Origin of the sequence: Marinobacter sp. 3-2 (assembly GCF_003751355.1) — a bacterium.
Classification (GTDB): Bacteria; Pseudomonadota; Gammaproteobacteria; order Pseudomonadales; family Oleiphilaceae; genus Marinobacter; species Marinobacter adhaerens.
This window is the reverse complement of record NZ_RJUQ01000011.1, coordinates 702,076-720,635: the sequence shown is the minus strand read 5'-3', so window position 1 is coordinate 720,635 and position 18,560 is coordinate 702,076. Positions and strand designations below refer to the sequence as shown.

The 18,560-nt window shown below is 58.6% G+C and carries 19 protein-coding genes; 6 read left to right on the top strand and 13 right to left on the bottom strand.

The genetic code is table 11. From position 1 onward, the window contains the following. The first annotated feature begins 9 nt into the window (after positions 1 to 9). Positions 10 to 897 (top strand): DMT family transporter, encoded by an 888-nt coding sequence (locus EDB94_RS05105; protein WP_014577944.1) that lies wholly within the window; start codon positions 10 to 12, stop codon positions 895 to 897. 26 nt (positions 898 to 923) lie between these two features. Beyond that, positions 924 to 1,814, top strand: a complete 891-nt coding sequence (rarD, locus tag EDB94_RS05100; RefSeq protein ID WP_108017645.1) for an EamA family transporter RarD — start codon at positions 924 to 926, stop codon at positions 1,812 to 1,814. 26 nt (positions 1,815 to 1,840) lie between these two features. On the opposite strand, the gene EDB94_RS05095 is transcribed toward rarD, so the two are convergent. After that, positions 1,841 to 2,731 (bottom strand): haloalkane dehalogenase, encoded by an 891-nt coding sequence (locus EDB94_RS05095; protein WP_108017644.1) that lies wholly within the window; start codon positions 2,729 to 2,731, stop codon positions 1,841 to 1,843. A 79-nt stretch (positions 2,732 to 2,810) separates the two neighbouring features. Here EDB94_RS05095 and EDB94_RS05090 point away from each other — a divergent pair, with 79 nt between their 5' ends. After that, on the top strand, positions 2,811 to 3,719 hold the full coding sequence (locus EDB94_RS05090; RefSeq protein ID WP_108017643.1) for a diacylglycerol kinase family protein: 909 nt from the start codon (positions 2,811 to 2,813) through the stop codon (positions 3,717 to 3,719). A gap of 211 nt (positions 3,720 to 3,930) precedes the next feature. Next, positions 3,931 to 4,713 (top strand): ABC transporter substrate-binding protein, encoded by a 783-nt coding sequence (locus tag EDB94_RS05085; RefSeq protein WP_053112779.1) that lies wholly within the window; start codon positions 3,931 to 3,933, stop codon positions 4,711 to 4,713. A gap of 23 nt (positions 4,714 to 4,736) precedes the next feature. Here EDB94_RS05085 and EDB94_RS05080 read toward each other — a convergent pair whose 3' ends face one another. Beyond that, on the bottom strand, positions 4,737 to 5,249 hold the full coding sequence (locus EDB94_RS05080; protein ID WP_008173864.1) for a DUF2244 domain-containing protein: 513 nt from the start codon (positions 5,247 to 5,249) through the stop codon (positions 4,737 to 4,739). A gap of 69 nt (positions 5,250 to 5,318) precedes the next feature. Continuing rightward, positions 5,319 to 6,110, bottom strand: a complete 792-nt coding sequence (locus EDB94_RS05075; RefSeq protein WP_108017642.1) for a M48 family metallopeptidase — start codon at positions 6,108 to 6,110, stop codon at positions 5,319 to 5,321. Between the two features lie 137 nt (positions 6,111 to 6,247). On the opposite strand from EDB94_RS05075, the gene EDB94_RS05070 reads away from it, so the two are divergent. Beyond that, on the top strand, positions 6,248 to 6,919 hold the full coding sequence (locus EDB94_RS05070; RefSeq protein WP_108017641.1) for an NAD(P)H-binding protein: 672 nt from the start codon (positions 6,248 to 6,250) through the stop codon (positions 6,917 to 6,919). A gap of 5 nt (positions 6,920 to 6,924) precedes the next feature. Here the strand turns inward: EDB94_RS05070 and EDB94_RS05065 are convergent, their stop codons facing one another. From EDB94_RS05065 to EDB94_RS05055, 3 genes are all read right to left on the bottom strand, one after another. Beyond that, positions 6,925 to 7,545, bottom strand: a complete 621-nt coding sequence (locus tag EDB94_RS05065) for a LysE family translocator (protein ID WP_108017640.1) — start codon at positions 7,543 to 7,545, stop codon at positions 6,925 to 6,927. Between the two features lie 90 nt (positions 7,546 to 7,635). Next, the gene (locus tag EDB94_RS05060) at positions 7,636 to 9,306 is read right to left on the bottom strand and encodes a GMC family oxidoreductase (protein ID WP_108017639.1); all 1,671 of its coding nucleotides are present in this window, start codon (positions 9,304 to 9,306) and stop codon (positions 7,636 to 7,638) included. 28 nt (positions 9,307 to 9,334) lie between these two features. Next, complete coding sequence (locus tag EDB94_RS05055; RefSeq protein ID WP_108017638.1) at positions 9,335 to 10,846, bottom strand: CoA-acylating methylmalonate-semialdehyde dehydrogenase; 1,512 nt, start codon at positions 10,844 to 10,846, stop codon at positions 9,335 to 9,337. 186 nt (positions 10,847 to 11,032) lie between these two features. Between EDB94_RS05055 and EDB94_RS05050 the strand changes: the two genes are divergently transcribed. Beyond that, a complete protein-coding gene (locus tag EDB94_RS05050) occupies positions 11,033 to 11,941 on the top strand; it encodes a LysR family transcriptional regulator (RefSeq protein ID WP_108017637.1) in 909 nt (302 codons plus the stop codon). Here the strand turns inward: EDB94_RS05050 and EDB94_RS05045 are convergent. The 7 genes from EDB94_RS05045 to EDB94_RS05015 form a co-directional block, all read right to left on the bottom strand. Continuing rightward, positions 11,928 to 12,713, bottom strand: coding sequence for a ZIP family metal transporter (locus tag EDB94_RS05045; protein ID WP_108017636.1), 786 nt, complete (start codon positions 12,711 to 12,713; stop codon positions 11,928 to 11,930). The two genes, EDB94_RS05050 and EDB94_RS05045, sit on opposite strands and share 14 nt — an antisense overlap. 105 nt (positions 12,714 to 12,818) lie before the next feature. Beyond that, positions 12,819 to 13,919, bottom strand: a complete 1,101-nt coding sequence (locus EDB94_RS05040) for an NADH:flavin oxidoreductase (RefSeq protein ID WP_108017635.1) — start codon at positions 13,917 to 13,919, stop codon at positions 12,819 to 12,821. Between the two features lie 105 nt (positions 13,920 to 14,024). Then, on the bottom strand, positions 14,025 to 14,315 hold the full coding sequence (locus EDB94_RS05035) for a SelT/SelW/SelH family protein (protein ID WP_062781607.1): 291 nt from the start codon (positions 14,313 to 14,315) through the stop codon (positions 14,025 to 14,027). Beyond that, positions 14,312 to 15,247 carry an alpha/beta fold hydrolase gene (locus EDB94_RS05030; RefSeq protein ID WP_108017634.1) on the bottom strand — a complete coding sequence of 312 codons (936 nt, stop codon included), beginning with the start codon at positions 15,245 to 15,247 and terminating at the stop codon, positions 14,312 to 14,314. Before EDB94_RS05030 ends, EDB94_RS05035 begins: the two co-directional genes overlap by 4 nt. Further along, positions 15,234 to 15,686 carry a hypothetical protein gene (locus tag EDB94_RS05025; RefSeq protein WP_062781613.1) on the bottom strand — a complete coding sequence of 151 codons (453 nt, stop codon included), beginning with the start codon at positions 15,684 to 15,686 and terminating at the stop codon, positions 15,234 to 15,236. Before EDB94_RS05025 ends, EDB94_RS05030 begins: the two co-directional genes overlap by 14 nt. A 32-nt stretch (positions 15,687 to 15,718) precedes the next feature. Then, positions 15,719 to 17,407 (bottom strand): murein L,D-transpeptidase, encoded by a 1,689-nt coding sequence (locus tag EDB94_RS05020; protein ID WP_108017633.1) that lies wholly within the window; start codon positions 17,405 to 17,407, stop codon positions 15,719 to 15,721. A gap of 63 nt (positions 17,408 to 17,470) precedes the next feature. Beyond that, positions 17,471 to 18,532: a PA0069 family radical SAM protein gene (locus EDB94_RS05015; RefSeq protein WP_108017937.1), complete on the bottom strand. Its 1,062-nt coding sequence runs from the start codon at positions 18,530 to 18,532 to the stop codon at positions 17,471 to 17,473. Between the last annotated feature and the right edge of the window lie 28 nt (positions 18,533 to 18,560).

The window sequence follows — 18,560 nt, the reverse complement described above, 5'->3', positions numbered from 1 at the left end:
TTGAGTTTCATGCGCTCACTGTTTTACTCGTTTTTCGTGCCCGCGCTGTTCGTCTGGCTGTGGAGTACTGGTTTTATCGGCGCCAAGTACGGTCTGCCCTTTGCGGAGCCGTTTACGCTGCTGCTGATCCGCATGCTGCTGACACTGGTGGTGCTTGGAGCCCTGGCCTGGGTCATGAAAACCCGCTGGCCGGGCTGGCGAGGTGCCGGACACCTTGCGGTTACCGGGATGTTGGTGCATGGCTGCTATCTGGGCGGTGTCTACTACGCGATTCAGGATGGCATGGCGTCCGGAATTGTTTCCCTGATTGTGGGGCTGCAACCCCTGGTGACGGCGGCGGCGGCGGTGGCAATCCTCAAGGAAACAGTCAGCGGACGTCAGTGGATTGGACTTATTCTGGGGCTGGTCGGTGTGGCGCTTGTCCTCCTTGAGAAGTTCGGTATGAGTGGTCAGGCCTCCGGCTTTTCTCCCTGGAGCCTGCTTTGGGCGGGTTTTGCCCTCGCTGGAATTTCCATGGGCACGGTCTACCAGAAGCGCTTCGGCGCCAGCGCGGATCTGGTGGCCGGCACGCTGATCCAATTTGCGGCAGCGGCCGCCCTGTTTGCCATTGGAGCCTTCGCCCTCGAAACCCGCGAGGTTGAGTGGAGCCTGCAGTTGCAGTTGTCCATGGCCTGGCTTGTGATTGGGTTATCCACCGGCGCCGTCCTTCTTCTGATGTGGCTGATACGCCAGGGTGCTGCTTCCCAGGTGGCCAGCCTGTTCTACCTGGTGCCTCCGGTTACCGCGCTGGAAGCGTATCTGCTGTTCGATGAGCGCCTTGGAGGACTGGCAATGACAGGCGGGCTCATCGCTATCGTTGGTGTGGCTCTGGTTGCCACCCAGAAAAAACCAGCCTAGGAAGGGTGTCCGGGAGTGGCTAATACATGACGGATGCGACCAAAGGGGTCTGGTATGGCCTGAGTGCCTACACGATCTGGGGCTGTTTTCCTCTGTTCTTTGCCCTGTTTGAGGGTGTGCCGGCCTTTGAAATCTTGATTCACCGGATCATCTGGTCCTGTGTTTTTCTCGCTGTGGTCATAAGTGGCCTCCGTCGCTGGCCTGCTGTGAGAGCGGCATTGGCGAATCCGAAGCAGCTCTGGCGCGTTCTTGCCTGTGCGCTGCTCATTGCCGCCAACTGGGGCATCTACATTTATTCCGTGGAAACCCGCCATGTTCTCCAGGCCAGCCTGGGCTATTTCCTGACGCCACTGGTGAATGTCGCCCTGGGCATGCTCGTGCTTCGCGAACGCATGGGGCCGTGGCAGATGGCTGCGGTGGTGCTCGCAGGCGTTGGTATTCTGATCCAGCTTGCGATGCTTGGTGAACTGCCGTGGATTTCACTCGCCCTTGCCATGAGTTTCGGTACTTATGGCCTCGTTCGAAAACAGGTGGTGCTCGATGGGCTTTCCGGCCTGTTCGTTGAAACCATGCTGCTGTTGCCGGTCGGCCTGCTGACCTTTGGATGGCTGGCGAGCGAGGGAATGTCGCACTTCGGCGACAGTGCCTACATTGGCAGCCTGCTGATGGCCAGCGGCATTGTGACAGCCATTCCGCTGCTACTTTTTGCCGGTGCCGCCCGGCGCCTGCGGTTGGCGACCGTCGGCTTCCTGATGTACATCAATCCCACCCTGCAGTTCTTTATTGCCCTGCTGGTGTTTGGCGAGCCTCTGAGTGACGCCCAACTGACGAGCTTTCTGGTGATCTGGATTGCACTGGGCCTGTACAGCTGGTCTTCCTGGCACTACCGGCCGCGGGTGCCGGTGGGCCAGGATTGAGTTTGCCACCCTCAGGACTACACCACTCAGGCGAGTGTCGCGAGCAGATCATTGATGGCCCGGGCGAAGGGCACGGGTGAATCTTCCTGAAGAAAATGACCGCCCTTGAGGGTTACATGGGGCTGGTCTTTTGCGCCAGGAATCCGCTTATGCATATAGGCGTCGCCGCCCCGGGTGATCGGATCGCCATTGCTGAAGGTGGTCAGAAATGGCTTTTCCCAACGTTCGAGCACTTTCCAGGCGTTCCGGTTAGCCTCACTGGCGGGATCGTCCGGGTGCATCGGCACCAGTCTGGGGAAGGCCCGGGCGCCGGCTTTGTACTTTTTGCCAGGGAAGGGGGCGTCGTAGGCCCGCATTTCATCGGGCCCCAGCTTGCGGAAAGAGCCGGTGTTGATGATCCGTGCAATGGGAAACCAGGGACTGTGCAGGGCAAAATTCTTCCAGATCTTGAACGCCGGCGGGGCTTTCTGATCGCCGGTAGGTAACATGCCGTTGCCCACCACAATGGCCCGGAACCGCTCCGGATTCTCCGCCGCCAGCCGCAGCCCCAGCAATGAGCCCCAATCCTGGCATACCAGAGTGATGTTGGTGAGTCCGAGCTGATCGAGGAACGACTGCATCCAGTCCATGTGCTGCTGGTAGGAATAGTCGTCAAGGGACGTGGGTTTGTCGGACTTGCCGAAACCGATCAGGTCCGGGGCGATAACCCGGTGGCCGGCCGCCGCGCAGATCGGAATCATATGCCGGTAGAGGTAGGACCAGGAAGGTTCGCCATGCATCATCAGAACGGGACTTGCGTCGGCCGGCCCTTCATCCACGTAGTGCATACGCAGCCCGTCCACCTCCACGTAGTGGGGCTCAAACGGGTAATCCAGGAGTCGTTCAAAGCGTTTTTCCGGGGTTCTGACAAAATCCATCGAGCTTGCCTTGTTGTTCATTATTGTGAGGGAATGGTCTAAAGGATTGTGATGGAGCAGGGGAGCAGAGACAAGCGCCATGGCTTATTGGCTGATATGCAATTCCGGTGCTGGCGATGGTGAGCGTGGCCGGGAGTTCTGGCTGGAGCACCTGGCAACTGCCGGTATCCACGATCCTCGATGCTTTGACTTTGAGGAATCCGACTGGAGCACCAGGCTCGACGACCGGGACACGCTTATTGTAGCGGGCGGAGACGGTTCGGTAAGCCGGGCCGCCGCCGTTTGCCGGGCGAAGGGGGCCACCCTTGCTGTCCTGCCGTCTGGTACAGCCAACGACTTTGCCCGGAATCTGGGGCTTCCCCGCCAGCCGGGAGCACTGTGTAAGTTGATTGCCAGCGGCCGAACGCAAATGGTGGATGTCGCGGATTATGGTGATGGTATGTTTTTGAACGTTGCCCATGTCGGCATGGGAACCCTCCATGCACGGGAATCCCGCGATACCGAAAAAAAGCTCTTCGGGCGTTTCAGCTATGTGGTCGAATTATTACGCCGGCTGAATGCGAAGCGAGGCTTCAGGGCAACCATCCGTTGCGATCGGGGCGTCGTGAAGGGCCGGTGGCTTTCCATCGCGGTGGCCAATGGCGCTTTTTTTGGCGGTGGCAACGAGATTCCCGAGGCATCCGTCAGCGATGGCCAGCTGGCTATTGTCGCGGTCCGGCCACGCCCCATTCTTCAGCTTTTGTTCACGTTTCTGATGGTTCGCCTGAACCGGCAAACTCCTCGGCGCACCAGTACGCTGGTCCATATCAGGAGCCAACGCTGCCTGGTACACACCGGCAAACCTAAGACCGTTACGGCCGACGGGGATGTGGTCTCCAGAACGCCTCTCAACGTAGTCTGCAAGAGCGGCTGCCTGCGTGTGATTGGTGACAGGATTGTCAGTACTGCCGACGGTGACGCAGGAGACGTTATCTCTGGTGGCACCTGAGCTCCACAGAAAGATGGCAGGTTTTCCAGATACGTTTTGTCACTGACTTTTTCTGCAGGAAACGCAATCATGGGTTTTGCTGGCATAATCAACCAAGAAGGCTGACATTAAATGCCAGTGTGTCGCTTTTGCAATCATATCCCTGGTTTATGGCCACTCAATGCGGCCGCCTGACTTCCGTTCCAGCTGAATCGTCGAAAAGGACTAGAGAATGCCCACAGAAACTGCACCGGTCTCCTCGAAGTTAATCACAGGCATTAAAACCGGCCTCATCGCGTTGACCCTGTCGGCCATTGGCCTCCCGGTCCTTGCGGCCGAGCGCCTGTATATCTTTACGGAAAACTACCCTCCCTATAATGCCTCTGAAACCGGAAAAGGGTTCGCCCACAATGAAGACGACATAACCGGCATCTGTGCGGATATGGTCAAGGCGATGCTGTCCCGGGTCGACTATGACTACGTGATGAAAATGCGGGACTGGAGTTACGCCTACAACTGGGTACAGGATCGCGAAAATCATGGTCTGTTCTGCACCGCGCGCACCGACGAGCGGGAAGATCAGTTTCAATGGGTAGGTCCTCTGGCATCAATCAAGTGGACGTTGTTCGCCGCGCCAGACTCCGATATCACTCTGGACTCCCTGGAAGAAGCCAAAGACCTGAGAATCGCCGGGTACAAGGGCGATGTGATGTCCGAGTACCTGGTTGATCAGGGATTCAACGTGGTGATGGGGGTTTCAGGTGATGTGAACACTCGTCGCCTTACCCTCGGCCAGGCCGACCTGTGGGTTACAGACGGCCTGGTGGGCCCCCTGATGGCAGAGGAAGAGCACGGTATCACCGGGCTGCAGCCGGTTCTGGTATTCCGGGAGACGCCCATGTATCTGGCATTCAGCAACAACACCGATCCGGCTGTGATCGAGGATCTCCAGCAGGCTCTGGACGAGGCTCGTGAGGCTGGAGAGATCGAAAGAATCGCTGCCAGCTACGAATAAGCAATCAGGGATGGGCGGAATTTTCAGAACCAGAGCCCGATCTGCGGATCGGGCTCTTTGCGTTCGATCAGCAACCCGTTCTTCTCAAGCATGCCAATGAGCTTTTCGGTATCCTCGATGTTCAGGAAGCCGCCAATTGATACTTCGGTATCCCGATGGGTCAGGGAGAGCTTAGCCGGTGTGAACGGGTGCGGTGGTGAGGCAACCCTCAGCCGCGCATAACGGGTGGGAAGGGTCCACTCGGCCTGCTTGCGCTTTCTGCCTTTCTCCAGATGAATGTCCTCATCGTCGATGGACAGCACCTCCTGCCGCTGGCACTCCCGTGAGGTCAGGTAGATGCCGCAAGCGAGGGCAATCAGCTCCAGCCCGGCAAACGGAATAATCACCCAGGCGCCCATAAGCGTAAAGCCCGTTGCGATAAGGGCTGAAAGCACGAACAGGGCGGCCCAGATCCGGACATTGCCATGCCAGCTGAGGGAACGGTTAGGTGTCAGGACCAGCCGGAAACCATCCGGATGTGGCAAGCGTTCCACCATGGAATCTGCCTCAGTTTTAACGCGCCGCTAGACTTGATGATAGTCAATTATACGGTGAGTGCGACTTGATCAGATCTGACAGTTGGCTGGAGGAACCGTTTCGAAAACCGAGCGGGCAGTCTCCAGCTGATTTTGCAGGGAGGCAATGCGGGTGTCGTGATTCGGATGGGTGGATAGAAATTCCAGCGGTTGTGCGCCCGAAGCCTGCGCCATGTTCTGCCAGAGCCTGACACTCTGGCCCGGTTCAAAACCGGCCCGGGCCATGATTTCCAGGCCCATCAAATCGGCCTCCTCCTCATGGGCACGACTGAACGGCAGCGTAATACCCAGTTGGGCGCCAATGCCCAGAGCCTGCTGTATCTGGTTCTCCGCAATTTCACTTTCGGTGAACAGGCCCACCAGCAGCATTCCTGCTTGCAGGCCCAGCTCCTGGGTCAGGCGTTCATTGCCGTGGTCGGCAAGAACATGGGCTATTTCGTGACCAATGACCGTGGCCAGCTGGGCCTGGTTTTCGGCCAGTTCGAGTAGCCCTGAATGCACGCCGATCTTGCCTCCGGGCAGGGCAAAAGCGTTGGGTGTGGCATTTTCAAAGACGGCAATATCCCAGGACTGTGGCATTGGAGCGTCCGGATATCGGGTGTGGGCGGCGCTGACCAGAGCTTCCGTAATACACTGTACTAAGCGGTTGATGTCAGGCCTTGTGATTACGGCATTCTGCTGCTTCATCTGCGCGAAGCTTTCCTGGCCCATATCAGCCAGAACAGCTTCGGGAACCAGGGCCAGGCGGTCCCGGCCGGTAGGGGATTCCTGGCAGCCGGTAAGGAAGATGACAGTCACGAGGATAAGCAAAAGCGATTTCAAGCAGGTCTCCGTTACCCGTAAAGTAAAACTCTGATTCTATCGTTAGTATCCGCGGTCGGGGAGACTTACGCCATCCTGTCAGCGTTTGTTGCGGGTCTTTGGTAGGATGGTAAGTCGGTTATGGGGGAAAGACGATTATGAGGGTGATGTTGCTGGGCGCTACCGGCCTGACTGGTGGCAAAGTGCTACAGGGTTTGCTGGGCAGAGAAGAGGTTACGCAGGTGGTGGCGCTGGTGAGGCACAAACTGCCGACGCTGCATGACAAACTGGCACAGCATGAAGTCGATTTCGATCGCTTGGAGGATCACGCCGAACTGTTCGATGTGGATGTGATTATCTGCTGCCTGGGCACCACCATCAAAAAAGCGGGCTCACAGGATCAGTTCCGGAAGGTGGATCTGGGCTACCCGATGAAAGCCGGTGAGCTGGGTCGCTCCCGTGGAGTACGAGCGTTCATCCTGATGTCTGCGATTGGAGCCTCGTCGTCGTCGACTATTTTTTATAATCGGGTAAAGGGCGAGCTTGAAGACGCCCTGAGAGATCTCGACTATCCCTACCTGTCCATCTATCACCCGAGTCTGTTGTTGGGCGATCGCAAAGAACAGCGCACCGCCGAGGCCCTTGGCATAAAAGCGATGCCGCTGGTGAACCGTCTGCTGATCGGTCCCCTGGATAAGTACCGCGGCATTGAGGCGCAAACAGTGGCCAGTGCCATGGTCAATGAGGCGTGTAGGCTGGCCTCAGAGCCCGCGGCCGAGCAGGTGGTCCAGACGCGCGAGTACGATGAGATTGTCCAGCTGGCGGGCTGAGCCGGTTATTTCCCGTTCAGAATCTCGACAACCAGACGGCCAGCCAGGCCAATGAGAATGGCCCCGAAGATACGCTCGAACCACACGGCTTTCTGTCTGAGCAGGGTCAGCCATTTCGGGTTGGAGAACAGCCAGGCAACGATCAGGTACCAGCTGGTATCAATGACAAGGGCGGTTGCGGCATAGCCGAACTTGGCCATCAGGCTGGTGTCGGTGCCCACCACCTGACTGAACAGGGCCAGGAAGAATACCGCGATTTTCGGGTTGAAGAAGGCAATCAGAAAACCGTCACGGGCCGCACTTTTGGTGGTGGGCGGCTCTGGCAGTTCGTCATCCGCCTGCCGCTTTGCCATCAGTCCTTTCACGCCCAGCCAGGCCAGGTACAGGGCGCCGCCCCATTGCAGAATTGAAAACGACGTTGGCGAGGCGGTGATGATGGCGGCGAGCCCGAGGATGCTCAGAAAGGCATAGATGCCGACACCGATGCCATGGCTAAGAGCGGTGATGATGCCGTTGCGCCGACCACCGGTGAGCGTCTGCTTGAGCACCAGTGCCAGCGAGGGTCCCGGGGACATAGCGCCCAGAATGCAGATGGTGACCACGGTCAGCCAGGTTGCAAGCGTCATGGTGGGTCAGTCCTTTGCAATTGAAACAGGCTGCCGATTCTAGCAGCCTGTCCGCCGGTAAAAACCTGGAAACTGCAATCAGTTCAATGCTCAATCACCCGCCAGAATCCACCTGGCGGCCTTCTCGGCAATCATCAGGGTTGGAGAATTGGTGTTGCCGCTGGTGATCGTGGGCATTATCCCGGCATCCACCACGCGCAATCCCGCCACACCCCGGACCCTCAGGTGTGGGTCCACTACTGCCTGTTCATCATCGGCTCGCCCCATACGGGTAGTGCCCACCGGGTGAAAGATCGTGGTGCCGATGTCGCCCGCCAGCTTCGCCAGCTCGTCGTCGGTCTGGTACTCAAGTCCGGGTTTGAATTCTTCCGGCTGGTACTGCATGAACGCGGGCTGTTCGGCAATGCGGCGCGTCACCCGCAAAGAGTCTGCCGCGACTTTCCGGTCTTCCGGCGTGCTCAGGTAATTGGGGGATATCGCCGGTGCTTGTTTTGGATCGTTGCTGCGGATGCGCACCGTACCCCGGCTGGTGGGGTTCAGATTGCAAACGCTGGCGGTGATGGCCGGGAAATTGTGAAGCGGCTGCCCGAAAGCGTCCAGGCTAAGGGGCTGCACATGGTATTCGATGTTGGCGTAATCGTATTCCTCGGAACTGCGGGTAAACAGACACAGCTGTGAGGGCGCCATACTCATCGGCCCCGAGCGTGTAAGCAGGTATTCCAGGCCAATTCTGGCCTTGCCGATCAGGGAGTTGGCCATGGTGTTCAGCGTTGTGGCCCCTTTCACCTTGTACACAGACCGGATCTGCAGGTGATCCTGGAGGTTCTCGCCAACGCCGGGCAGGTCGGCAACCACATCAATGCCGTGTTCCTTGAGGAGGTCGGCGGGACCAATGCCCGAGAGTTGCAGCAATTGCGGGGAGCCAATGGCGCCAGCGGACAGGATAACTTCCCGTTTTGCCCGGGCGATAACGTCATCTCCGCCAGACCGCTCGACCCGAACGCCGACACAGCGAGGTCCGGAGCCGGCGTTTTCTGTCTCGAGCCCTAATACATGGGTTGAGTGCCACAGGGTCAGGTTGGAACGCTTTTCCGCGTTCCTCAGGAACGCTTTGGACGTATTCCAGCGCCAGCCGGAGCGCTGGTTCACCTCAAAGTAATCCACGCCCTCGTTGTCGCCGCGGTTGAAATCCCGGGTCCGGGGTATGCCCGCCTCGACGCAGGCAGTGGCAAAGTCCTCCAGCACTTTCCACTTCAGGCGCTGATGCTCCACACGCCATTCCCCGCCGTGACCGTGGTACTTGCGGTGCTCCGGATCGGCATCGCCGCCCTCATCAAGGCGGTAGTGATCTTCGTGGCGCATGAAATCGGGAAGGCAGTTGTCCCAGTTCCAGGCGTCCTCGCCGGTAATTTCGGCCCACTGCTGGTAATCCCGGGCCTGGCCACGAATATAGAGCATTCCGTTGATGCTGGAGCAGCCTCCCAGAGTCTTGCCGCGGGGGTAGATGAGAGATCGGCCGTTCAGGCCAGGATCGGGCTCGGTACGGAAACGCCAGTCTGTTCGCGGATTGTCGATGCAGTACAGGTAGCCCACCGGGATATGAATCCAGTGGTAGTTATCCCGTCCGCCAGCCTCGATCAGTAGCACCCGATTCTCCGGGTTTGCGCTCAGCCGGTTGGCCAGCAGGCAGCCGGCAGTGCCGGCGCCGATAATGATGTAATCGAACTCCTGATGTCCCGTCGCATTGTTGTTGTCGGACATGGCGTTTTCTCCGCTGCTGGTTCTGTAGTTACTTGGCGGTCGGCATCACAAATTCCGCACCGGCATCAATGGAATCGGACCAGCGCTGCATGATGGATTTCTGGCGCGTGTAGAACTTCACGCCCTCTTCGCCGTAAGCGTGGGTGTCGCCAAACATCGAGCGCTTCCAGCCGCCAAAGCCGTGCCACGCCATGGGTACGGGAATGGGTACGTTAATCCCGACCATGCCGACCTGGATTCGGCGGCCAAATTCCCGGGCCACGCTGCCGCTCTCGGTGAAGCAGCTGACACCGTTGCCGAATTCGTGGTCGTTGATCAGACGAATCGCCGTTGCGATATCGGGTACCCGGACACAGGCCAGAACCGGTCCGAAGATTTCTTCACGATAGATCGTCATATCGGGCGTGACGTGATCAAACAGTGAACCGCCCATCCAGAAACCATCGGCGCAGCCATCGCCGGTGTTCGAGGCATCGAACTCCCGGCCATCCACGACCAGCTCGGCACCTTCTGCCACACCCTTGTCAATGTAGCCGGTAATGCGCTGGTGTGCGGCGGCGGTAACAATCGGGCCCATCTCGGCATCCAGCTGTTCGCCGTTTTTCACTTTCAGGCTTCGGGCCCGCTCGGCCAGTCTTGGCACGATCTTGTCCGCAACATCCCCGACAAGCACCGCCACACTGATGGCCATGCAGCGCTCGCCGGCACTGCCGTAGGCGGCGCCGATCAGGGCATCGACTGCTTTGTCGAGATCGGCGTCCGGCATCACCACCATGTGGTTCTTGGCCCCGCCGAGGGCCTGAATGCGCTTGCCGTGCTTGGCGCCTTTCTCGTAAAGCAGATTGGCAATCGGGGTGGATCCGACAAAACTCAGGGCCTGGACATCCGGATGTTCGATCAGGGCGTTCACCGCGTCCTTGTCGCCCTGAACTACGTTAAACACGCCATCGGGCAGGCCGGCCTGTTTGAGCAGGTCGGCGATCATCAGGGAAGCGCTCGGGTCGAGGGGGCTGGGCTTCAGGACAAAGGTGTTGCCTGCTGCGATGGCTACCGGAAACATCCACATGGGCACCATCGCCGGGAAGTTGAACGGAGTAACGCCGGCGACCACGCCGAGAGGCTGGCGAGTGGTCCAGTTATCGATACCCGTGCTGACCTGCTCGGTGTAATCGCCTTTCAGAAGCTGGGGAATTCCGCAGGCGAACTCGACGATGTCGATGCCCCGGGCTACTTCGCCCTGGGCGTCCGTGAATACCTTGCCATGCTCCGCGGTGATGGCGCGGGCCAGGTCATCCTTGTGGGTGTTCAACAGTTCCAGAAACTTGAACATGACTCTGGCCCGGCGAATGGGCGGTGTGTCGGCCCAGGCGGGGAATGCAGCATCGGCGGCAGCAACAGCAGCGTCCACGTCCTCATGGCCGGCCAGCGCTACGCGGCCTGTGACCTGTCCAGTGGCCGGATTGAACACGTCCTGGGACTGGCTGGATGTGCCGAGAGATATTTCGCCATTGATATAATGCTGGATGGTTGCGTTGGTCATGGATGCCTCTGTCTTTTCGCGATTGGCCGCTCGAAATGGCAGAAATGCATTCTGCTAAGGGCCCTTAAGGAGCTTTGGGTAATTTCTGACCATACAGGTTAGGTGTGGCAAAGGGGTAAAGCAATTGAGATTTTCAAAAGCCAGATATAAGGTAATCTTATATCAAGAACCTGAAACGAGACGCTTATGTACCCCCTTCAGAGCCTTCGGGCGTTCGTTACTGTCGCCCGTGAGGGCAGCGTAAGCCGCGCCGCCACTCGCCTCCATCTGACTCAGCCCGCTGTCAGCCTCAAACTCAAGCAACTGCAGGACGAACTGGAACTCAAACTGTTCCTGCGCAAGCCCCAGGGTCTGGTGTTGACCCCCGATGGTCAGGCTCTCTTGCCTTCGGCTGAAAAAGCACTCTCTGCCATGGCGGCGTTTGAGCAGAGCGCCCGGGCATTGCATAACACCCTTCGAGGGCGGTTGCGAATTGGTACCATCGTGGATCCGGAATTTATCCGTCTCGGGGCGTTTCTGCATCGCCTGGTGGAACGGGCGCCACAACTGGAAACCGAACTGCGTCAGGGTATGAGTGGCAGCGTGTTGGAGCAGGTGCGGGATGGCCGCCTCGATGTCGGCTTTTTTCTGGCGCCGCCCGGCGTCGGGCCGGGTGCACTGGCGCCGGATGTGGTTCACCGTGAGCTGACCCGGTTTCACTACTATGTGGTTGCGCCGGCGGGTTGGGGGCCGAGGCTTCGGTCGGCCCAGTGGTCCGACTTGGCAGCTATGCCCTGGATTGTGACCCCAGAAGACTCCGTTCATCACCGGCTGCTTAAAGGCACTCTGGAACCCATGGGGTTAATGCCGCGGGGCGTAGCCCAGGTCGATCAGGAGGCGTGCATGCTGGACCTGGTCAGGGCAGGTGTGGGTTTGAGTCTCGCGCGGGATGCATTGGCGATGGCTGAGCGCCAGGAAACCGGCCTGGAAATTGTTGAGGGGTTGCAGTTGCCTTGCGCGCTCAGTTTCGTATGGCACCAGGACCGACAGGGCGAGCCTCTGATCGCGGAGGCTCTGGAAGCCCTGGCGGGTGTCTGGGCGGTTAGCCCAACGTAGCATCCAGGAACATCATCACGGCAAAACCGCCCATCAGGCAGAAGGTGGACATGATTTTCCACTGCCGGTGATGGGTTTCGGGGATGATTTCGTTGCTGATGATGAACAGCATGGCGCCCGCTGCGAAGCCCAGGGTCCAGGGCATTATTGGCTCGGCAAGCCAGACAAGCGTCGCTCCGAAGAGACCGCCCAGGGGCTCGGCCAATCCAGTCATCAGGGCAATGCTGAAGGCCTTGATTCGCGAGTAGTTGATGGCCAATAGCGAAAAAGCGACGGCCAGCCCCTCCGGAATGTTCTGGAGTCCGATACCGGTGGCAAGAACATAGCCATTATTGACATCGCCGCCGGCGAAACCGACGCCCACCGCCATGCCTTCGGGGAAGTTGTGGAGGGTTATAGCGACAATAAAGAGCCATATGCCACGGATGTAAGAAGCGTTCGATCCTTCCCGGCCCAGCTCGAAGTGCTGATGCGGCAGCTTCTGGTGCACAAAGTAGAGGGCAGCGGCACCGGAGAGCAGGCCGAAAATGACAATCAGCGCGGCGGTCCAGGTTTCGCCAGTAATCTGTTCGCCGTACTCGAGGCCAGGTAGTAACAGAGAAAAAAATGAAGCCGCCAACATCACGCCCGCGGCTGAAGCCAGCATACCGTCCTGCAGTTTATGGGTGAGGGTACGGACAAGAAACACACCCAGGGCGCCCACGCCACTGGCGAGGCCCGCCAGCAGGCTGGCAATGGTTCCCAGCCAGACAATACTGATGTCAGAAGTCATTCAGTCTCCCGTTGGCTTGTAATGTCAGCATAGCAGCTTGAAGTAGCTACGCCGGAGGCCCCGCTGTGGGTTCCTCCGGCTGCATTTCTCGGGAGAGAAAGGCGCTCAGGCGGCGTTCTGCTTGCGCCAGGCCAGCTCGTTGGAAATGGTGGCCTTCGGTTGCAGCATCGCGAAATCGATGTCTGCAATCTCTTTGCCGTCCTTGAGGCGCTGCACGAAGTCCGGGTTTGCGAGCGCCTTCTTGCCCACGGCAAGCAATGTGTCCGGGAACTGGTTGGCCACATCCTGGCAGTTGGTTTCATCAATGTTGCCATTGAGGATAAGACCGATCCCTTCAACACTGGCGGCCACGCCAGCGAGGCTCTCATCACCCTCTACAAAATGCTTCCGGTTAACGTCACCGTCGGTTGTATGGACGAAATCGGCACCTGCATCGCGGACCGCTTCCACAATCTGACGGAATCCGGCTTCGCCTTCCGGCAACTGGTAGTCTGGATCAGTGACTGTGCCCTGAGACAGGCGGATGCCTAAGGTGAAGTCCTCGCCAACGGCCTCGCGAATCGCACGGACCACTTCAACCACCAGGCGCAGCCGGTTTTCCAGTGACCCACCGTACTCATCGTCGCGTTGGTTAAAGTAGGTGCTCAGGAACTGATTCAACAGATAGCCGTTGGCCCCGTGAATCTCAATGCCATCGAAGCCGGCGGCTTTCGCATTGGCGGCGGATTGTGCAAAACCTTCAACCGCCGCCTGAATGTCGGTCCTGATCATGGCGCTGGGCGTTTGCCACTCAGTCTGGTCGCCATAGAAACCAAGCGGGGCGCCTTTTGGGGTAACTTCGCTGGGCCCCTGTGGCTGGTCGGTGAAACGGTTGGCCTGAAACTGCGCGCCGGCGTGCATCAACTGAACGATGATCTTGCTGCCTGCGGCGTGTACCCGTTCGACAATGGTCTTCCAGCCATCTATCTGCGCTTCGTTGATGATGCCGGGCTGGTTGGCATAGCCCTGGCTTGCCTTGTCATCGGTATAGGTTCCCTCGGTGATCACCAGACCAAAGCCGCCCCTCGCGTAGCGTTCGTAATGGTCTGCCATCAGGGCATTCGGGGTGCCGTCCGGCTCCGCACTGGTGCGTGTCATTGGTGCCAGGGCGAATCGATTAGGTACCTCGATGGTGTTGAATTTGATGGATTGCATCACGTCGCTCATAGATACCCTTTCATGTTGTTGAATTGGACGAGGAGTACTATCGGGGCGCAGCGCCTTCTCTAAAAGCGAAGAATATCGACACAGCCTGTCAGTATTTTTGAATGATTATTCTGAGGTGCCGGTTTTGGTGTCGGAATGGCCAAGGGAGCGTTCCGGTGCAACCTGGTCGCGAACCAATTGCTTGAGTTTGGTAATTTCCGGGAAGCCGCCGTCTTGCTTGCGGGACCAGACCCGCTTGCCATTGACCCATACCTCGAAAATGCCGCCAGTGCCGGGGTGCAGGCTCAATTCACTGATCTCGCCTTCGAAGGTTGTCAGCAGCTCCTGCGCCATCCAGGCCGAGCGCAGAAGCCAGCGGCAACCGGTGCAATAGTGGATATCGATTTTGTTGGTCATGATGGTGTCTGTGACTCCTTTGTTTGATGGCGGTCCAGCTGCCGAGTGAGACGTTGAAAAAGCTGATCCTGAAAGTCCCGGCAAAGCGGGTACAGATGACCGAGGCCGGGCATCGGGGTCAGTTCTGCGACTGGTAGATTTTTGGCGAGGTGGCGAGCGTAGTCCATGGGCACGAATGGATCCTCCTCGCCCTGGTAGATGAATACCGGGGTCCGGACATCGCGAAGACTGAACCCCCAGTTTCCAAGTTCGGTCAGCAAATCGGTGGTAATGGCTCGTCCGCCACTGTTGAGACACATGAGCTGATCACGCTGGAATTCGCCGTCGCTCAATAGCTTCCTCAATAGCTGGCGGTCATGCCTGCTGGCCATTTCCTCGGCACTTTTGAGATACAGTCCCGGGTGACGCCTGGATAGCCAGGCAATCAATGTGACGGCCAGCCGGGTCAATCGGGGACTGAGCCTGACCAGTTGCGGGCCCGGCCATCGTGTGGCCTGAACCAGTCCGCCGGAGCCTGGATATTCCGCAAAATGGGTGAGCCCGGAAAGGCAGACCCCGAGATCAACCCGATCCGCGAGTCGGTAACAGCAGGCCAGGGTCCGGGAACCGCCGCTGGACCAGCCGATGTGACTGAATCGCGCCAATTCCAGAGAATCGGCAAGCTGCTCGATATCGGCCGGGTAATCGAGCAGCTTGCGCCCTTGCTGGAAATCGGAGTTGCCAATACCGGGGCGGTCGGGGGTCAGGATGCGAAACCCATGCTCCCTGGCTTTTTCATCAAAGAAGCGGCTTTCCAGACGGCTGCCCGGCATACCGTGCCCAAAGACAATCGGGTAGCCGAGGGGATCGCCAACGTCCGTGAACGCCAGGGTCCTGCCATCTGAAAGCGTTAGAATCCGGTCCCACCGCGCATTGGCACTAATTAGTGTCATTCGTGGGATAGACCGAGCGCGACAGGGTGGGCTCACAGCCGACAACTCTACGGGCCTGTTTGTGAGCGTGGAGGTACCAGCGTTGGCCGGCTTTTGCGAACGTGTTTTTGCTCACGGCAAAGTCTACGTTTTCCATGGTTGCCGGAATAGGCGAGCCGTCGGCGTGGCGATAAACGCAGCTCACGCCAATGGTCAGCGCTGTCGCTGCCGGTAGTTCAATGAATCCGTCTTCTCTTACAGCCGGCTCATTGCCATTTATCGCAATGACCTTGAGACAGGGACCGTAGTGAACCTTTTCAAGATCATCCAGGTATTCGTTGAGACAATGGTTGGCGCTGACGAAAACGGTGTCTCCGTCAATTTCGTCTTCGGCGGGTGGCAGCGACTGACATCCCTGCAGTAAGAGTATCCCGAAAACCAATAGCAGGGTCTGTTTCATGATATCTCCTCAACTGATGCGCGTATCCTGTTTCAGAGCTTGTCCTGTGCCGGGCCCGAGCCGGCTACCGGAGTATTGTAGCGCGTATCTCCCTCGGCGGTTCCACGGAGCTGATCAATCAGGCGTGCATCGCGGTTGTACAGATCATTGCGGAACTGCAGCCTGCCCTCGTTATCTACCCAGGAGGTCCAGTATTGGATGTGCACAGGCACCGGCTCCGGGAGCACGACAGTCTGGGGTTGTGCCTCGGAAACCACCCGGTCAATCTTTTCGCGGGACCAGTCGGGCGCCGACGCCAGAAGTCGCTCTGCAAGATCAAAAGGTTGCTCAACCCGGATGCAGCCAGAGCTGAATGAACGCTCGGCCCGGGAAAACAGGCCGCGCCCCGGCGTATCGTGCAGGTAAACATCGTACTGGTTCGGAAACATGAACTTGATCTGACCCAGGGCATTCTGAGGGCCGGGTTCCTGCACCAACTGGTACGGGAAGTTGTTCCGATTCAGTGATGGCCAGTCAACCTCCAGCGGGTCCACTCTTTCCCGGTCAGCGCCCCAGCCACGGTAAACGCTTATATTGAGTCGGGAGAGATAGTTCGGATCGCGGAGAATCCGGGGCAATTGATCCTGAATCATCAGCGTTCGCGGTACGGTCCAGGTGGGATTGAACACCAGATACCGGATGCGATCGCTGAACACCGGCGTTTGGCGGAAGGGCTGGCCGACGATCACTCGTTTGCGCAGTACTTCTGCGCCGTTTTCCACCATCTTCAGTTCAAATCCGGCGATATTGACCAGGACATAGGTGTCGCCGAGTGATTCTGGCAGCCACCGCCATCGTTCGAGCGTGGCGTCAATGTGGCGCAGGCGTTCCACCGGTATCAGGTTCAGTGCTGTCAGGGTGTCCTTCCCGATAAGGCCATCGGCTTCAAGCCCATGTCGAGCCTGGAAGCGCATGACCGCAGATTCAAGCTCCGCGTCGTAGTCACGCGGATCTGAAAACGTTGCCGGTGATTCTGCAAGCTCTCCCAATAGAGAGAGTCGTCGGCGGACCTCACTGAGCCGCTCATCCCTGTCGCCGGGGCGAATGGTCGGGCTCAACGCCAGAGGTAACCAGGGCTGGCCCAGCAGTCTGGTCAGGTCCTGCCTTGCAGCCATCAACTTCCGGTAAGCTGGGTCGGCCGGACGCAGTGAATCCAGCGTGCCGGTGATATCCGAGCGCTGCAACGCATCCTTCAGAACGGATTCCATCTGGCGCTGGCGCCTGTTGGCGGTCCATTCGGCGTGAACCGTCTGCGGGTTGACCTTGCCGACCAGCATGTGTGAGCTGAGCATCAGAAAAGCGTCAGAGAACAGCAGGTCCAGATCGGCCCTCAGGTCTTCAGAGAAATCGCTCATGGGTCTGAGTGCCAGGCCCGAGAGAATATCCGCGTGATAGTCAGCCGGGTTCAGACCGTCATGACTGGCTTGTTCAACCGAATCAATCAACTGCCGGCGAAGCTCAGCCGATTTCCATGCTGGCTGGTACCCGTCGGCCCCGTAAAAGGCTGACAGTGCCGAGTGGGCCAATAACCGGCTTCCGAGTACCTGAACCGGGAAGCCGGCTTCCATGGCCTCAATCCTGGCAACAATGGCTTCATCGGCTGCCAGGCAAACGGGGTGCCAGAGGGTGCCCAGCAGGGCAAACAATGTTGTGGCGAAGGAAAAACGTCTGATTCCATGCATGGGTGTTCTCCACCTCATCCCTGAGAGGCCTTATTCGCGGTGGTAAAGTGCAATAGTCTGATGCTACCACAGCGGCATTTGTTCCCCACCTGACCGCCGGAAAAGATCACCTCGCAGCGGTTCTTCTGCATGGAGGTTCAGCCCCAAACGCCGTGCTTTTTTGGTGAAACGCTGGCGAATCAGGTCCGAGTAAGGGCCCGTGCCCGTCATTCTGCGGCCGAAGGTGGCGTCATAACTCTTGCCGCCCCTGAGGTCGCGCATTCGGTTCATCACATGCTCGGCCCTTTGCGGGAAGTGCCGCTGCAGCCAGTCCTGGAACAGCTCGTCCAGTTCATGGGGTAACCGCAGCATGATCCAGCTGGCACGGGTGGCGCCCGCCTCTGCAGCGGCTTCCAGAATCGACTCGATTTCGTGATCGTTGATGAAGGGGATTACCGGCCCGAGGATGATACCGGTCGGAATGCCGGCCTCCGAGAGCTGCCTGATCATCTTGAGGCGGGTGGCCGGTGCGGCGGTCCTCGGCTCCATGCGTCGTTTCAGGTCGTTGCTCAGGCTGGTGAGGCTGATCCGCACAGAGCAGAGCCCATCAGAAGCCATTTCGCGGAGCAGATCAAGGTCTCTGAGGATGAGCGCGCCCTTGGTAATGATCGACACCGGGTGGCGATACTCGGCCAGAACTTCCAGCACCTGGCGGGTAATCCTCTGGTCCCGCTCCAGTGGCTGGTAGGCATCCGTATTGACGCCCAGGGCGATGGGCGACACCCGGTAGCCGGGCCTGTCGAGCTCTTCTCTCAGGCGGGCGGCGGCGTTGGGTTTGGCGATCAGCCGGGTTTCAAAATCCAACCCCGGTGACATGTCCCAATAGGCGTGGGTAGGGCGGGCGAAACAGTAAATGCAGGCATGCTCGCAGCCACGGTATGGATTGATCGACTGGTCGAACGGTACGTCCGGTGACGTATTTCGACTGATTATGGATTTTGCGGTCTCAAGGACGACTTCCGTAGCGAGCGTATCGGGGTTCAGGTCGTCTTCGGGGTCGTGATACCAGTCATGGTCTGCCTCCCGGTCAGTGACAATGGGCTGGAACCGGTTGTGGGGATTCAGGGCCGTGGCGCGAGTTTTCATGGGCATGCTCGATACTGTTTAAATGTAC

Bases quoted from the DNA above. Each gene is read 5' to 3' on its own strand.
- EDB94_RS05105 (WP_014577944.1), top strand. From the start codon at position 10: ATGCGCTCACTGTTTTACTCGTTTTTCGTGCCCGCGCTGTTCGTCTGG.
- rarD (WP_108017645.1), top strand. From the start codon at position 924: ATGACGGATGCGACCAAAGGGGTCTGGTATGGCCTGAGTGCCTACACG.
- EDB94_RS05095 (WP_108017644.1), bottom strand. From the start codon at position 2,731: ATGGATTTTGTCAGAACCCCGGAAAAACGCTTTGAACGACTCCTGGAT.
- EDB94_RS05090 (WP_108017643.1), top strand. From the start codon at position 2,811: ATGGCTTATTGGCTGATATGCAATTCCGGTGCTGGCGATGGTGAGCGT.
- EDB94_RS05085 (WP_053112779.1), top strand. From the start codon at position 3,931: ATGCCCACAGAAACTGCACCGGTCTCCTCGAAGTTAATCACAGGCATT.
- EDB94_RS05080 (WP_008173864.1), bottom strand. From the start codon at position 5,249: ATGGTGGAACGCTTGCCACATCCGGATGGTTTCCGGCTGGTCCTGACA.
- EDB94_RS05070 (WP_108017641.1), top strand. From the start codon at position 6,248: ATGAGGGTGATGTTGCTGGGCGCTACCGGCCTGACTGGTGGCAAAGTG.
- EDB94_RS05065 (WP_108017640.1), bottom strand. From the start codon at position 7,545: ATGACGCTTGCAACCTGGCTGACCGTGGTCACCATCTGCATTCTGGGC.
- EDB94_RS05060 (WP_108017639.1), bottom strand. From the start codon at position 9,306: ATGTCCGACAACAACAATGCGACGGGACATCAGGAGTTCGATTACATC.
- EDB94_RS05055 (WP_108017638.1), bottom strand. From the start codon at position 10,846: ATGACCAACGCAACCATCCAGCATTATATCAATGGCGAAATATCTCTC.
- EDB94_RS05050 (WP_108017637.1), top strand. From the start codon at position 11,033: ATGTACCCCCTTCAGAGCCTTCGGGCGTTCGTTACTGTCGCCCGTGAG.
- EDB94_RS05045 (WP_108017636.1), bottom strand. From the start codon at position 12,713: ATGACTTCTGACATCAGTATTGTCTGGCTGGGAACCATTGCCAGCCTG.
- EDB94_RS05040 (WP_108017635.1), bottom strand. From the start codon at position 13,919: ATGAGCGACGTGATGCAATCCATCAAATTCAACACCATCGAGGTACCT.
- EDB94_RS05035 (WP_062781607.1), bottom strand. From the start codon at position 14,315: ATGACCAACAAAATCGATATCCACTATTGCACCGGTTGCCGCTGGCTT.
- EDB94_RS05030 (WP_108017634.1), bottom strand. From the start codon at position 15,247: ATGACACTAATTAGTGCCAATGCGCGGTGGGACCGGATTCTAACGCTT.
- EDB94_RS05025 (WP_062781613.1), bottom strand. From the start codon at position 15,686: ATGAAACAGACCCTGCTATTGGTTTTCGGGATACTCTTACTGCAGGGA.
- EDB94_RS05020 (WP_108017633.1), bottom strand. From the start codon at position 17,407: ATGCATGGAATCAGACGTTTTTCCTTCGCCACAACATTGTTTGCCCTG.
- EDB94_RS05015 (WP_108017937.1), bottom strand. From the start codon at position 18,532: ATGAAAACTCGCGCCACGGCCCTGAATCCCCACAACCGGTTCCAGCCC.